The 14,461-nt window shown below is 68.2% G+C and carries 15 protein-coding genes; 10 read left to right on the top strand and 5 right to left on the bottom strand.

Features of this window, described 5'->3' with window-relative positions; genetic code table 11:
- Nucleotides 1-102 precede the first annotated feature (102 nt).
- The 4 genes from ACZ48X_RS15530 to ACZ48X_RS15515 all read left to right on the top strand — a co-directional run bounded on the left by ACZ48X_RS15530 (nt 103) and on the right by ACZ48X_RS15515 (nt 3,602).
- On the top strand, nt 103-402 hold the full coding sequence (locus tag ACZ48X_RS15530; RefSeq protein WP_336348841.1) for a hypothetical protein: 300 nt from the start codon (nt 103-105) through the stop codon (nt 400-402).
- 87 nt (nt 403-489) lie between these two features.
- Nucleotides 490-942, top strand: coding sequence for a hypothetical protein (locus tag ACZ48X_RS15525; RefSeq protein ID WP_336348842.1), 453 nt, complete (start codon nt 490-492; stop codon nt 940-942).
- Nucleotides 943-1,029: 87 nt separating this feature from the next.
- The gene (locus ACZ48X_RS15520; RefSeq protein WP_336348843.1) at nt 1,030-2,088 is read left to right on the top strand and encodes an aldo/keto reductase; all 1,059 of its coding nucleotides are present in this window, start codon (nt 1,030-1,032) and stop codon (nt 2,086-2,088) included.
- 605 nt (nt 2,089-2,693) lie between these two features.
- The gene (locus tag ACZ48X_RS15515; protein WP_336348844.1) at nt 2,694-3,602 is read left to right on the top strand and encodes a YceK/YidQ family lipoprotein; all 909 of its coding nucleotides are present in this window, start codon (nt 2,694-2,696) and stop codon (nt 3,600-3,602) included.
- Nucleotides 3,603-3,727: 125 nt separating this feature from the next.
- On the opposite strand, the gene ACZ48X_RS15510 is transcribed toward ACZ48X_RS15515, so the two are convergent.
- Nucleotides 3,728-5,302 carry a heme-binding protein gene (locus ACZ48X_RS15510; RefSeq protein WP_336348845.1) on the bottom strand — a complete coding sequence of 525 codons (1,575 nt, stop codon included), beginning with the start codon at nt 5,300-5,302 and terminating at the stop codon, nt 3,728-3,730.
- A gap of 135 nt (nt 5,303-5,437) precedes the next feature.
- Between ACZ48X_RS15510 and ACZ48X_RS15505 the strand changes: the two genes are divergently transcribed.
- Both ACZ48X_RS15505 and ACZ48X_RS15500 read left to right on the top strand, forming a co-directional pair.
- On the top strand, nt 5,438-5,962 hold the full coding sequence (locus tag ACZ48X_RS15505) for a PadR family transcriptional regulator (RefSeq protein WP_336348846.1): 525 nt from the start codon (nt 5,438-5,440) through the stop codon (nt 5,960-5,962).
- Between the two features lie 90 nt (nt 5,963-6,052).
- Nucleotides 6,053-8,245: a CARDB domain-containing protein gene (locus tag ACZ48X_RS15500; protein WP_336348847.1), complete on the top strand. Its 2,193-nt coding sequence runs from the start codon at nt 6,053-6,055 to the stop codon at nt 8,243-8,245.
- A 42-nt stretch (nt 8,246-8,287) separates the two neighbouring features.
- On the opposite strand, the gene ACZ48X_RS15495 is transcribed toward ACZ48X_RS15500, so the two are convergent.
- Nucleotides 8,288-10,072, bottom strand: a complete 1,785-nt coding sequence (locus ACZ48X_RS15495; protein WP_336348848.1) for a site-2 protease family protein — start codon at nt 10,070-10,072, stop codon at nt 8,288-8,290.
- 185 nt (nt 10,073-10,257) lie between these two features.
- On the opposite strand from ACZ48X_RS15495, the gene ACZ48X_RS15490 reads away from it, so the two are divergent.
- Nucleotides 10,258-10,407: a 50S ribosomal protein L40e gene (locus ACZ48X_RS15490; RefSeq protein ID WP_227132140.1), complete on the top strand. Its 150-nt coding sequence runs from the start codon at nt 10,258-10,260 to the stop codon at nt 10,405-10,407.
- A 71-nt stretch (nt 10,408-10,478) separates the two neighbouring features.
- Here ACZ48X_RS15490 and ACZ48X_RS15485 read toward each other — a convergent pair whose 3' ends face one another.
- A complete protein-coding gene (locus tag ACZ48X_RS15485) occupies nt 10,479-11,093 on the bottom strand; it encodes an MBL fold metallo-hydrolase (RefSeq protein WP_336348849.1) in 615 nt (204 codons plus the stop codon).
- A 107-nt stretch (nt 11,094-11,200) separates the two neighbouring features.
- On the opposite strand from ACZ48X_RS15485, the gene ACZ48X_RS15480 reads away from it, so the two are divergent.
- From ACZ48X_RS15480 to ACZ48X_RS15470, 3 genes are all read left to right on the top strand, one after another.
- Entirely contained in the window at nt 11,201-11,377 is a 177-nt protein-coding gene (locus ACZ48X_RS15480) for a DUF5786 family protein (RefSeq protein WP_227132143.1), read from the top strand.
- Complete coding sequence (locus ACZ48X_RS15475) at nt 11,374-11,958, top strand: endonuclease dU (RefSeq protein ID WP_336348850.1); 585 nt, start codon at nt 11,374-11,376, stop codon at nt 11,956-11,958. Before ACZ48X_RS15480 ends, ACZ48X_RS15475 begins: the two co-directional genes overlap by 4 nt.
- 75 nt (nt 11,959-12,033) lie before the next feature.
- Entirely contained in the window at nt 12,034-12,648 is a 615-nt protein-coding gene (locus ACZ48X_RS15470; protein ID WP_336348851.1) for a uracil-DNA glycosylase, read from the top strand.
- Between the two features lies 1 nt (nt 12,649).
- Here ACZ48X_RS15470 and ACZ48X_RS15465 read toward each other — a convergent pair whose 3' ends face one another.
- Complete coding sequence (locus ACZ48X_RS15465) at nt 12,650-13,684, bottom strand: PhnE/PtxC family ABC transporter permease (RefSeq protein ID WP_336348852.1); 1,035 nt, start codon at nt 13,682-13,684, stop codon at nt 12,650-12,652.
- Nucleotides 13,681-14,436, bottom strand: coding sequence for a phosphonate ABC transporter ATP-binding protein (locus ACZ48X_RS15460; protein WP_336348853.1), 756 nt, complete (start codon nt 14,434-14,436; stop codon nt 13,681-13,683). The genes ACZ48X_RS15465 and ACZ48X_RS15460 overlap by 4 nt, the downstream gene beginning before the upstream one ends.
- Nucleotides 14,437-14,461 lie beyond the last annotated feature (25 nt).

Here is a 14,461-nt window from a genome sequence, read left to right as displayed (position 1 = left end):
TCGCGTCGGTCGGTGCTACGCGGGTTAGCCGCGGCGGCATCGTTCCCAGCGCTCTCCGGGGCCCTGTCGAGCAGGCAGCCTCGGCGCTTCGAGCAGCTATCGGTGTCTGTCACCGGCCCGGGGTCGCTCTGGGTTGGGACGCTCGGGTTCCGCGACGCCGACGGCACCGAGCGCTGGGAGGACGTCTTCGGACTCGGCGACCTGGACTACCTCGCACCGAACGACTTTCAGGTCAACGACCGAGTCACCGAACTGTACACGCCCGTCGAGTTCGTCGCAGCCCCGATGGCCGGCCACGACCCCGCGAACCCGCTCTCCGCGTCGCTCTCGACGGACGACGCCGAACTCGCGTCCGGAACCGTCACCGGGGTCGACGACGCCATCACCCTCACCTTGGAGTGACAGCGAGCCGCCGTTGGAGTGACGGATGGCGGTCGACCGTGGCGAGGTGCCAAGGTTTAAGCAGTCGCCGCAAAACTTGCGTGCCGTATGGGGACAGGCGGCACGGGGCGAGGAGCGAGCGAGATGGATGCGACCCGTAGACGCATCGTCGCCGCGGGCGCGACGGTGGTCGCGACGGCCGGCACCGGGTGCACGTCAGTCATGGGCGTCTTCGGCGACGACGCGTACGACTCGGTGCGCGTGACCGTCGATGCCGACAGCGTCGTCTGGTCCGGAACCGTCTCCTTCCGGAGCACCGACGGGGTGCGCGTGAGCATCTCGGTCGACCGCGCCCTCGGCAGCCGTTCGTACGTCCTTCCCGACGACATCGACGCCGAAGGCTACGACGCGGTCGGCGAACCGATACGCGTCGTCGTCGTCCCGGAACGAGGCGTCTCCGAGCGCACGCCCCTGTCCGTGGTGGTCGATTGCGACGGCGACCGCTGCGGGCGGGCGCAGACGACCGACGGCGACGAACCGCTCCGCGTCGACGTCGGGTGACGACGTCCGACCCACTCGTCGGCTCGCGTTCTCGCTCGATGGCGACGAAGCACACCCGCTAAGTGCGGGGCGTCCCTAGGTCGTCGTATGCATTACCGCGAACTCGGCGCAGCGGGCGTCGACGTGTCCGAGATCGGGTTCGGCGCGTGGACGGTCGGCACCGACTGGTGGGGCGACCGCACCGACGAGGAGGCCAAGGAGATGCTCCGGTACGCGTTCGACCAGGGCATCACGTACTTCGACACGGGCGACGTGTACGGGCACGGGCACAGCGAGGAACTCGTCGGCGAGGCGCTCGCGGACGTCCGCGACGAGGTCTCGGTCGCGACGAAGATAGGGTACGACTTCTACAACAACCCGCAGGCGGGTCACGGCGAGCTCCCGAAGGAGATGCACCCCGAGTATCTCGACGACGCGCTCGAGCAGAGCCTCGACCGGCTCGGGTTCGACAAGGTGGAACTCCTCCAGTTGCACAACGCGAACGTCGAGGAGATCGACGCGGACGTCCTGGAGTGGCTCGACGAGGTCAGGGAGAGCGGTCGCGCGGACGCGGTCGGTATCGCGCTCGGGCCGAGCATCGGCTGGCTCGCGGAGGGCGAGAAGGCGATCCGCGAGGAGTTCGACTCCGTCCAGCTCGTCTGGAACGCGCTCGAACCCGAGATCGGCGACCGATTCCTGGAGGTCATCGAGGAGACCGGGAGCGAGACGAGTCTCGTGCCGCGCGTCCCGCACTCCTCTGGGTTGCTGAACGAGCAGATAACGCCCGAGAACCCGCCGGGCGAGGGCGACCATCGCGCGTACCGGCCGGACGCGTGGTTCGAGACGGGGTTCGAGAAGGTCGAGAAGCTTCGGTTCTTGGAGGGTGACGGCGAGCGGACGATGGCGCAGGGGTCGCTCCAGTACCTCCTCTATCACGACGCGGTGGCGACGGTGACGCCGACGTTCCGCACGCGCGAGGACATCGACGCGTGGGCGGCGGCGAGCGACGTCCCGCCGCTGTCGGCCGAGGAGTACGAGCGCGTTCGCGAACTCCAGGCGAACGGGTTCGAGCTGGACCGCGACGACGGCATGGACAGTCTCCGGTCGTCCGTCGGCGGTGAGGACATCGAACGCGCCGGGCTCGACAAGCACGTCGCGGGCGACTGAGGCGACACTCTCGCGAACCCAGGACGTTGGACGGACGTCGAAAAAAGAACGGGTTCGAGGGCACCGAAGCGGTCGTTCGACGCCCGTAAGCACTCCTTACGGGGCGTTTAGGCAGTCTATACTGATATGGGATACCACCGTAGCACTGAGTGCCCGTTGGCGCTCGTCCCCACATCGAGCCGCCAGGGCCTGTCCGCACACGCACACCATACGAGGGGGGAGGCCGACGCGAGTCGGTTCCGTCGTACCGGGTGCACTCGTGCAGACGTCGACAACCGCACCACCGAATCCACCGGCCGACACCCACCCACCCACCCCACCCACGTCAGGCCGGTTCCACCCACCCACCCATCTACGGTCCGAGGCCGGCCGCTTTCGCGGCCGGCTTCTATCGGATTCTTTCGGTGCGACCGACCCAATTCTCTCGATAGCGACCGCGCCGTCGAACGACCGACGACGATAGCGAGTGAGACGGTTCTGGGGCGTTCTGGAGCGTTCTGGCCCGCTATACGGTAGTTCTCTCGTGACCTTGCGGTTCCCGTCGACGGCGTCGGCAATACAACTTTGGCGCAGGACCTATGTAACCAAGGCCACTCGGTTCGGGCATGACACGAACACGGCGTTCACTGTTGAAAGTCACGGCGGCGTCCGGCGCGGTCGCGCTCGCGGGTTGTTCGAGCATCCTCGGTGGGTCCGAAGGCGCGAGCGAGACGCAATGGCTCTACCAGCCGGGGACGGTCGGCGACGTCGACCACTACCTGTCGCTGCGGTACAAGCCCTCGGCGATCGCGGAGCGCGCGGCGAACTTCGACGACGACGTCTACGACGCGATGCGGTCGTTCGGGAGTTCCGCGCGCGACCTCGTCGGGTTCGAGTTCGGGACGACCGACGCCCAGCTCGCGTTCGGGAAGAACGCCGTCCTCGCTGCGGACTTCGAGACGGACGACGTCGCGTCGACGCTCGAAGCCGAGGAGTTCAGCGGCGAGGACACGTACAAGAACTACGACGTGTACGTCGGCCCGGACGAGGACGCCGCGGTCGGCATCGGGAGCAGCGAGGTCGTCGTCGCGCGCTCGACGGGCATCTTCGGAAGCGCGGACAACGCCGAAGCGGTCCTCGAAGGCATCCTCGACGTGAACGCCGGTGACGCGGAAAGCTACACCGCCGACAGCGAGGACTTCAAGGCACTCACGGACGCGTTCGGTGACAGCGCCATCCAGTCGATGCGGACGTACGACGAGACCGAGTCCACGGACACCGACGACGGCGACTTCGCGGGCGAGGTCGCGCGCGGAATCGACTCCGTGCTCGTCGACGACGGCATCGAGACGACGTTCGTCCGCGTGTTCAACGAAGCGTCCGACATCGACGAAGGCGACATCGAGGACTGGGTGGACGCCGACGACACGTTCGACGAGTTCCAGGACGTCGAGATATCGACGAACGGCCGCGTCGTCCAGGTCACGGGCACGGAAGCAACCGGCGCGTACGACTTCTACGTCGGAAGCGCCTGAACCCGCTCGAACAGTCCCCACCCCGAAACGGCGACCTTGCGGCCGCCGTATGCTACCGCAGTCAGTCAGTTCACACCCCGAAACGGCGGCCTGGAGGCCGCCGTATGCTCCTGCGACCAGTCAGTTCACGCCAGAAAGACGTGCCGCGGGCGGTCCGCGAGGACGTCCCGGCCCCAGTCGACGGTGTCGCTGAAAGCGTCCGAGCGGAAGAACGCCATCGCGTCGCCGCGGGACTGCCAGCGCGACGCGATGAACATGTCGTTCTCGTCCTCGACGTTCGCGAGGAGGTCCGTCTTCACGTGCCCGTCCATGTCCGCGAGGACGCCGCCGACGGTCTCGAACTTGTCGACGAAGTCCTCGCGTTTCTCGGGCTTGGTCGTGTAGAACATCCCCATCGTCCCCCACGTGTCGGCGTCGGCGTCGTCGCCGGCCTGCCGGACGATACCGGGGAGGTCGGTGAGGAACCCGCTCGCGGTGTCGGCGGCCTCCTGGGCCTCCCACACGCTCGCGACGGCGTGCGGCCCGTCGGGGTTCTCGTAGACCGCGGTCTTCACGTGGCGGTCGTAGTGCTCGAAGTTCCCGCGCAGGCCATCCATCTCCTCGTAGAGTTCGTCGACGTCCGCGTCCGAGTAGAGGACGACCGCGTACACGTCCTCGCCGTGGGGCTGCCCGCCGTAGACGCCCTCCGCTTCGAGTTCGTCGCGGACGTCCGCGGGCGGCCCGCCAGCGTCGTCGCCGTGCGCGCGCTCCGCGTCGTCGCCGTGGTGGTGGCCGTCGTCGTCGCCGTGGTGGTGGTCACCCTCGCCGTGGTGATGCCCACCGTCGTCGCCGTGATGGTGGCCGTCGTCGTCACCGTGACCGTGGTCGTGGTGGCCGCCTTCGGCGTCCGCGGCGTCGCGCTCCCCCTCGGGGACGGGGATGTCCTCGCCGGCGAAGAACGCGGGGAGGTCCGCGGGCGGGAACTTCCGGCCGACGAGGAAGTCACCGAAGTCAGCGAACTGCGACGTCGACGGGTCGAACCGCATCTCGTTCAGGAGGTCCTTCACGTTCGAGAGGTCGTCCGCCCAGAGCGTGATCCCCCACTCGTGAGCGTCCATGCCGACGGACGAGCAGATCATCTGGTCGACCTTCCCCGCGTAGTCCCGGCCGATGTCCGCGTGACGCATGATGTGCTCGGCGCGCTCGTCGTACGGCGTGTCGTACCAGTTCTGCTCGGGCTGACGGCGCTTGCTCATCGGGTAGAACGACACGAACTCGCTATCGGGTATCTCCGGGTGGAGTCGGTCGTCGATGTAGTCGCCGATGGCGGCGTCCTCGTCGGTCTCGCCGGCGAGGTACTCGCGGGTCTGCTCGCCGTACCCCGACGCCTCCGTGACGGAGACGTAGCTCGTCGCGCGTTCGGTGAACGCGGCGAGCGCGGTGTCCTCGAACGACCGCTCGATGCGGTCGAGGTCCGCCATCGTCGGCCGCAAGTGCAGGAAGAGGAGGTCCGCCTTGTGACCCATCACCGAGTAGCACGCGGACTCGCCACCCTCGCTTCGAGCGGCGTGCTCGCGGTGCACGAGGAAGTCCTCGCCCGCCTCGAGCGCGCGCTCGCGCTCGTGCTCGGGCGCCTCCCGCCAGGCGTCCCAGTCCACCGTCCGGAAGTCGTGCAGTACGTACGACCCTTCCGCCGTGAGCGGCGGTTCGCGTTGCTCCATGCTCGCGCGTTCGGCGGGCGGCCAGAAGGCCGTGTCGGTCTCGGGTCGGGGACGACGGCGAGCGAACGACCGACAGCGGCAACGGACTCCGAGTATCGAAACCCTTTCACGACCGCCACGGAAGATAAGGACAAGATGCGTAAGAGCGGCCCGCCGAAGGGGCTCATCGCGTACATCGTCCTGGAACTCCTCGCGGAGAAACCACGGTACGGGTACGAGATACTCAAGGAGATAACGGACATCAGCGGCGGCCACTGGGAGCCCTCGTACGGGTCGGTGTACCCGATACTGTACAAGTTCGAGGACGAGGGATGGGCGCAGCGAATCGAGCGCGAGGACGAGCCCGACCGGAAGTACTTCGAGCTCACGGACGACGGCGTGCTCGAACTCGACCGCCGACGCGAGGAGTCCGCGAGGAAGGCCAAGGAGTTCGCGGACGTCATCCTCGGGTTCTATCACGTCTACGTCGCGTTCTCGTGCGACGACCGGTTCGAGGTGCCGGCGCTCGACGGCGAGTGGCACTTCGACGAGGACTTCTCGGCGTGGATCGTCGAGCAGATGATCCGTCACCACGACCACTACTTCGGTGACTTCGAGCGCGTGGACGCGACGCCCGACGAGTTCTACGACGCCCACGGCGTCGACCGCGACGACGAGTAGCGACCGACGAGGGTGGCGCCCCGACGGGGGAGCACGGTCCTGTCATAGTATGGCAATATTTTTTATCAGTAGGTTAGTACGTCAGGATCGATGCCCTCCAATCGACTGCAGACGCTACTTGTCATCGCGGTCGTCGGCCTGGCGGTGCTCGCACCGCTTGGCGCGGCGACCTCGATGGGCGTGGCGACGGACGGTTCGACAGCGAACGACGCGACGACGGTCGGTCCGGACGAGACGCTCGAAGACGGCGGCGAGTACCGCGTCGGCCAGACGCTCGTCTCCGATTCCTGGGACGTGGACGCCGTGGAGCTCCAGTATCGCGAGGACGACTCGTGGGCGTTCGTCGCGCAGTTGTCCGTGACCGACGGCCGCGTTCGCGTGAAGACGGACGGCCTCGACCCGGGCCGATACCGGCTCGCGGCCGACGACACCGATCGAACCGTCTCGTTCCGGCTCCGCGCGGGAACGACCGAGACGACGGTCGACGAGTCGACGACGACGGCCGAACCCACGACGAGCACGTCCGGGACGACGCTCGTCGCGGGCGGCGAGTACCAGCCTGGCCAGGTCCTCGTATCGGACTCGTGGAGCGTGAGCACGGTCGAACTCCAGTACCGGACGGACGACGCCTGGGCGTTCGTCGCGCAGTTGTCCGTGACCGACGGCACCGTCACCGTCTCTACTGACGGCGCCGACCCCGGCCGGTACCGGCTCGTCGCCGACGGCACCGCGCGAACCGTCTCGTTCCGGCTTCGCGCGCCGACGACGGCGGCGACGACGGTCGACGATTCGACGACGACCGAGACCTCGACGAACGATCCGGACGAAGCCCTCGAGGACGGCGGCACGTACTGGATGGGTCAGACGCTCGTCGACGAGCGGTGGAACGTGGACACCGCGGAACTCCAGCAGGAGCGGGACGGTTCGTGGGTGTTCGTCTCCGAGATCCCCGTCGACGACGACACCGTCCGCGTGCACACCGCCAACGCCGACCCCGGCCGGTACCGGCTCGTCGCCGATGGCACCGCGCGAACCGTCTCGTTCCGGCTTCGCGCGCAGACCCTCGACGCCTCGCTGAACGCGTCCGTCCTCCGGGACCACGGTTCGGCGGCGGCGACGACGACGAACGTCTCCATCCGGTCGAACCGAGCCGGGTACGGCCTCGCCGTCACGAGCCCGGACCTGAACGGGTCCACGCTCCGTCGCGTCCTCGAGGCGGGGAAGACGGTCGATACGGACGACGACGGCACCGCCGACGCGGTCCTCATCTACGACGTCTCCTCGAACGCGGAACTGACCGCGGACTTCCGCTGCACTGGCGCCGGGAACCACACGCTCGCGTTCACGCCGGTGGACGCGTCCGCGACGGCGAACGCGACCGTGACCGTCGAGGCGCCGGCTATCGCCGACGTCTACTTCACGGAGAAAGCGCTCCGGTCGTCGAACGATGGCGTGGTCCGCATCCCGGTCGGCATCGACCGGTGCGCTGACCGCGCGACCGTCGTGCTCGGGAGCGGGAACGAGCCGGTGTCGTTCGTCGCGACGCTCGCCGACCCCGACGACGACGGCCGCGCCGTCCTCCGCTGGAACACGAGCGCGACCCAGACCGTCGACAGCGCGCTCGCCGCCGGCAACGGGACGACGCTCGTCGACGCGACCCGACGACGACCCGACGGCGACACCGACGGTGCCGCCGTGAACGGCACGTACGCGCTGTCGCTGTACGCCGGGAACGACACCGACGACGTCGAGGTGGACGTCGCGGCCGCGATGACGGACGCGAACGCGGACGAGTCGCCCGCGGTCGACATCGCTGCCGTGGACGCACCGACCGCACTAGCCACCGGCGACGACTTCGGGGTCGCGGTCACCGTCGAGAACGCCGGCGAGAGCGCGGCGTCGACGACCGTTCGCCTGGTCCGCGACGGCGAGAACGTCTCGACGAAAGCAGTCGACGTCGCGGCCGACGCGACCGAGGTGGTGACGTTCTCCCTGCGCGCCCGCAACGACACGGGGACCGCTCGCTACCGCGTCGTCGCCGGCGACGCGAACGCCACGTTCGAGATGGACGTCCGATACCGCGATACCACAGACGCCACCACGACGCCGACCGAGACGGAGACGGTCGACCCGACTACCGCGGCGACGACCGCCGGAAACGAGACCGCTAGCGCTACCGGAACCGGGTCGTCGACGGACGCGACCGGGATGCCCGGGTTCGGGCTCGTGGCCGCACTCGTCGCGGTCATCGGCGTCACGCTCCTCGCGCGAACGCGGCGCTGACCGGCCGGAGTGCGGTCGTCGAAGAAAGGGGACGCCGGGCGGTCAGAGGAGGCTGGGGACGACGACCATCGCGAGCAGGCAGACGAGCATCGTGACGCCGACGCTCGTCGTGACGTACCGGACGTGCCGGCGTTTCGGGTCGATGGGGAGCCGCGAGATGATGGCTTCCGTGCTCGTGCGGAGGATGTGGCCGCCGTCGAGCGGGAACGCGGGGATGCAGTTGAAGAACCCGAGCTGGACGTTGATCCACCCGGTCCAGAACGCGAGGTTCGCGAGCACGAACACCGCGTCGGCGCCGAGGAAGGAGAGCGGGCCGCCGCTCGCGACGTAGAAGTTCGTGATCGAGCCCTGGAAGCCAGCGAAGTTCAACGGGAGGTTGAACGCGCCGAACGCGCTCGCGAACGGGAGGATGAGCGTCCCGATCATCGTCCCGAAGAACCACTGGACGAGCCCGGCGTCGCCGGGGCCGCCGCCGCCGAGCGCGCCGAGGTAGTTCTCCGCGGGGTACAGTTGCACGCCGAAGTCCGTGACGACGAGCCCGGTCGTCCCGAACACGGGCTGGACGCCGAGGAAGCCGCCGCCGTCCTGCGCGCCGAGTTCGACCTCGTACGTCTCGCGAGCGCCGTCGTGGTACGCGGTGATGGAGACGGTCGTCCCGGGGTCCTGGTTCTCGACGTACCGGACGAGTTCGCGCGTGTCGACGACGCGCTCGCCGTCGACCGCGGTGACGACGAGCATCTCGCCGGCGGGCGCACCACCGGCCGCGAACGGGTCGCCGTCGAGCACGCGGACGTACGCACCCGCGACGAACTCGGTGGTCGCCACCGTTCCGTTCGCGCGTTCGACGGTCGCGTTCACCGGGCCTGGTGACGCCTCGACGGCGTCGTAGAACCCGGCGGTGGTACTGACCGGCGTCCCGTTGATCGCGGTTATCGTATCCTCCGGCGCGACCGCGGCTGGACCACCACGCACTGTCTGCGTGACGAGAACGGTGCGTTCCACGCGCTCGGTGCGCTCGCCGTCGATCTCGACCTCGACGGTCTCCGCGGTGGTGTTCGCGAGCATCGCGGAGACGTCCGCGTTCGACTCGACGACGGCGCCGTCGAACGCGGTGATGCGGTCGCCTTCGCCGATGTCCGCTTGCGCAGCGGGCGACCCCGGGAACGCGCCGGCGACCGCCGCGCCCGGTGCGACCGACAGCGACGCGATGATGGGGCCGAACAGGAGCGCGTACGCGACGACGGTGACCGCGAAGTTGTTCGTGACGCCCGCGGCGAACATCCGCGTCTGCGCGCCGCGCGTCCGGTCGCGGCGCTGTTTCTCGTTCGGTTCGACGAACGCGCCCACGGGGAGGATGGCGAGGAGCGCGAGCCCCATGGACTCGATCTCGATGTCCTCGACGCGAGAGAGGAGGCCGTGTCCGCCCTCGTGGACGATGAGGCCGACCGCGAGCCCGAACACGATACCGGGCGCGGCCGACAGCGGCAGGAAGTCGTTGACGCCCGGGATGACGAGGAAGTTCTTCGGGTTACTGACCGTCTGCGTGGCGGGGTCCTGGACGACGTTGAATGCGGCGAACACGAGCGCGACGAAAGACCCGACCATGACGACGAGCGCGATGCCGACGCCGACGTTCGCCCACGCACGCCAGAACCGCTTCGGGCCGGCGAGCCAGTTCAAGAACGCCCGCCCGCGCTTCGTGTGGAGGGTGAGTATCGGACCGCTCGTCCCGACGAACGACGGGAGGAGCCCGTTCCGGTTAGCGTAGATGACCGCGAGCCAGTAGACTGCGAGCCCGAACAGCACCCACTGCAGCGTGGAGACCATCACTCGTCTCTCGGGGACGCGCGGGCAAATGGCTTTGGTTACCCTGTACTCAGGCGGTCGAACCGACCGCACGCCGGGGGTTCCGCGTTCGAGTGCACTGGAACGGTCACCGCCAGTCGTCGCGTTCAGCGTGGCTCGCGGCGGAACTCGGAAAGGTTTAACCGCGACCGGGAAGGAGGGACGGTATGGCCAGTTTCAAGGAAGCAGAAGCGCGGAACCTCGAGAAGATGATCTGCATGCGATGTAACGCCCGGAACTCCAAGGAAGCGAAGCGCTGCCGGAAGTGCGGGTACAAGAACCTGCGTCCGAAGGCGAAGGAAGCGCGCGCAGCCTGATTCGCGGCGTTCGTCCTCCAAACCGCTTCTTTCACGCGTTCGACGCTCCGTCAGCGAGTGGCGACGCTCGCTCAGGCTTCGTCGGGGTACTTCGGTTCGCGCTTCTCCGCGCGAGCGAGCGCGGTCTCGACGACGTCCCGGACGTCGCCGTGGAACTCGCTCCCGTGCCCGGCGTACATGTGCTCGACGGTCTCGGGGAACCGGTCGAGGAGGTGCCGGATGCTCTCGATGAGGCGCTCGCGGCTCTGGCCCGCGTAGTCGGTGCGCCCGAAGCTCCCGTAGTCGAACGCGCCGTCGTCGTGCACGACGACGTCACCCGAGTACAGCGTCGTCTCGGAGACGAAGGAGACGTGGTCGCTCGCGTGCCCGGGCGTGTAGACGACGTCGAAGTCCTCGTCGCCGATGGCGACGGTGTCGCCGTCCTCGAGCGCGTGCGTTCGGTGCTCGTGTTCGGCGTACGCGTACACGTCCGGGTCGAACGCGTCGACGACGGCGTCCAACTGCGCGACGTGATCGCCGTGCTGGTGCGTGAGGTAGACGACGTCGACGTCGTCGACGTGCTCGCGGACCGCGTCGACGACGCCGTCGTACGCGCCGGCGTCCACGAGCGCCGTCACGTCGCCCGTCACGAGGTAGGCGTTGCACGTGAACGTCTCCGCGTCCGCCGTCACCGTATGTACTGTCACATGAGTACGGACGGACGGTCGATTACTAAAGCCTGACGCGCCACGCCTTCGGAAACTGACGAATCGCCCGTGACGCTTTTGAGCCTGCACGATAGTGTTTCACACGTATGGGTTTTGGGAGTTACGACGAGTCCGAGCAGGGCTCGCAGGAAATCGACACAGACCTGGACGAGGACACCGTCGACGGCCGTGATACCGACCACGACGGTGAGGTCGACTTCGAGAACGGGGCATCGAACGATGAACTCCTCGATCGCTTGCAGGACATCAAAGACGAGACGTGAAGCCAGGGGCGCGCGCGGTGGGGGTCGCCGAGTCCTACACCGGCGACGCGAGCACCCTCGCGGGCGTGGTCGCGCGACGCGACAGAGCCGTCGAATCCGTTTCTTTCGGGCAGTGTACGGTCGGTGGGAGCGACGCCACCGTCGGCGTCGGTGACGTCGTCGAGTCCCTCGAGCGACCGGACGCGCGCTACGTCCTGGTCGCTGGTGTGGCGCTCGCGTGGTACAACCTCCTCGACCTCGACGCGCTCCACGAGCGACTGGACCGGCCGGTGCTCGCGGTGACGTTCGAGGCGAGCGAGAGCCTCGAACCGGCGCTCAGGGACGCGTTCGACGGGGACGCGCTCGACGCGCGACTCGACGCGTACCACGCGCTGCCGGCACGCCGCGCCGTCCGCGTCGCCCGCGACGACGCCAGTGTCGAGGGGCGCAGCGACGTCGTGTACGTTCGCGCGGTCGGTATCGGCGACGAGCACGCCGCCGAGGTCGTCCGCGCGTTCACGCACGAGAGCGGCCGGCCGGAACCGGTCCGCGTCGCCCGCGAGGTTGCGCGCGCCGGCGACGCCCTCCGTCGCGGCGACTAACCGCGTCCGCCGGCCGCGGTCGCGTCGACGACCAGGGGCGAAACCGTTAGGAGCGTGCCCCACCGCGGAGTGCACATGAGCGACGACGACGCGGTCGCGTTCGAGGGCGCGACCGTCACCGCCTGCACGCGCTGCCCGGAACTCTGTGACTCGCGGTCACGCATCGTGAACGGCGTCGGCCCCGACGACGCCGCGCTGTGTTTCGTCGGCGAAGCCCCGGGCGCGAACGAGGACGAACGCGGCGAGCCGTTCGTCGGCCGGTCGGGGGACGTCCTCGACGACGCACTCGGCGACGTCGGGCTCCTCCGCGAGGACGTCCGCATCACGAACTGCGTGCGCTGCCGGCCGCCGGACAACCGCGACCCCAGGACCGACGAACTCGCGAACTGCCGCGACCATCTCGAACGCGAACTCGACGCCGTCGACCCCGACGTCGTCGTGACCCTCGGGAAGGTCCCGAGCCAGCACCTCTTAGAGCGCGACGTCGCCATCACGAGCGAAGCCGGCGACGTCCACGACGTCCGCGTCGGCGACCGCCAGTTCCGCGTCGTCCTGAGCGTCCACCCCGCGGCGACGCTCTACGACCGCAGTCAACGCGATACGTTCACCGACGCCATCGCCGAAGCCGCGGCGCTCGCGGGCGTCGAGAGAGAAGGAAGCGGCGGGCAGTCCCGCCTCGGCGAGTTCTGAGTTACGACCGACCGAGCCAGCGATCGCCGTCGAACAACCGCTTCAGTGCAGCGAAGAACCCGTCACCGGTGTCCTCCTCCGGGCGGAGTCGCGACCGGAGCCGCGAGGAGAACAGCTCGACGCTGATGACGATGACGATGACCATGAAGATGCCAGCCGCAGCGCGACTGAACGCGAGCTGCGCGAGCTGACCCTTGATGTACTGGCCGAGGCCACCCGCGCCGACGACACCCAGCGAGATGGCGATACGGACGTTGATCTCCGTGATGTAGAGTGCCCACGCGATGAACGACGAGAACACCTGCGAGAGCATCCCGAAGCTGATGACCTGCGAGCGGTTCGCGCCCGTCGAGGAGATCGCCTCGATGGGGCCCTCCTCGACCTCCTCGAGTTCGTCCGTGAACAACCGACCCATGTTCCCGATGGTGTCGGTCGCGATGGCGAACATCGCGGACAGCGGCGTCGGCCCGAACACGGGGATGTAGAACAGCACCCAGACGATCGCGGGGATCGCGCGGATGGTGCTCATCGTCCCGCGGAACAGGAAGTTGAACGGGAACGGCGTCACGCGCTCACTCCCGAGCACGCCGAAGAACAGCGCGAGCGGGAACCCGACGACCGTCCCGGTGAGGCCGACGATGATCGTGACGACGCTCGCGCCGACGATGCTCGTCCCCTCGTTGCGTCCCATGACGGCGTCGACGAGCGACCCCGGGTTCGCGAGGCTTCCGAACAGCCCGCTCCACCCGTCGAGTTGGTTCTCGGAGGAGTACAGCGTGAAGAACCGGAAGTCCGGCGTCGCGAAGTTGAACATGTTTTCGAGGAACACCGGGAACTGCCGGACGACCGCCGCCAGCGTGAACCCGAGGTACGCCAGGCCCGCGCCGGTCGCGGCGAGCACGCCGACGACCAGGCCGAGCATGAGGAACCGGCGGATGCGCTGTGCGCGCTCGATCTCCATGAGCCGGTCCTTGATGCGCTGGGACGTGTCCGCTTGCGTCCCGCCCATCTCCACGGACGCGCTCTCTTCGCTCATTGTATCGCCTCCTGGGTGGCCGCCGAGGCCTCCTCGTCGTCCTCGTAGTAGATCTCGTCGACGACGTCCATCGTCAGGTCGTCCTTCCCGCCGTCGAAGACGACGCGGCCGTCGCGCAGCCCGATGTAGCGTTCACCGAACTCGCGCGCAAGTCCGACCTGGTGGAGGCTCGCGATGGTCGTGAGGGTGCGTTCTTTCGCCGCGTCACGCATGTACCCCATCACTTCCTCCGCGGCCTTCGGGTCGAGGCTCGCGACGGGTTCGTCCGCGAGCATGAGGTCGGGTTGCTGGACGAGTGCGCGCGCGATGCCGACGCGCTGTTTCTGCCCGCCGGACATCGAGCCCGCGCGCTGCTGGGCTTCGTCGAGCAAGCCGACGGTGTCGAGCGCTTCGAGCGCGTTCACCTTGTCGGGCGTGTCGTACCACGTGAGGAGACTCCGGACGAGGTCCTCGCGGCTGAGTGCGCCCGTCAGGGCGTTCTTGTACGCGCTCATCGACTCGACGAGGTAGTGCATCTGGAACACCATGCCGATGTCGCTGCGTCGCCCACTGAGCTTCCGGTCGCCCATGTACACGCCGCCTTCCGTCGGCTCGGTGAGGCCGTTCAGGATGCGTAGCAGGGTCGACTTCCCTGCACCCGAGGGCCCGAGGAGCACCACGAACTCGCCCTCCGGGATGGTGAACGAGGCGTCCTCGAGCGCCACGGTATCCCCGTAGCGTTTTGTCAGGTTCTCTACGTTAATCGCTGGCATTGACTAAATATTCGTGAAGAACGGT

It is taken from the genome of Halorubellus litoreus, from assembly GCF_055378595.1.
Note: the sequence above shows the minus strand (reverse complement) of the source record. Positions and strands in the feature narration are given on the sequence as shown.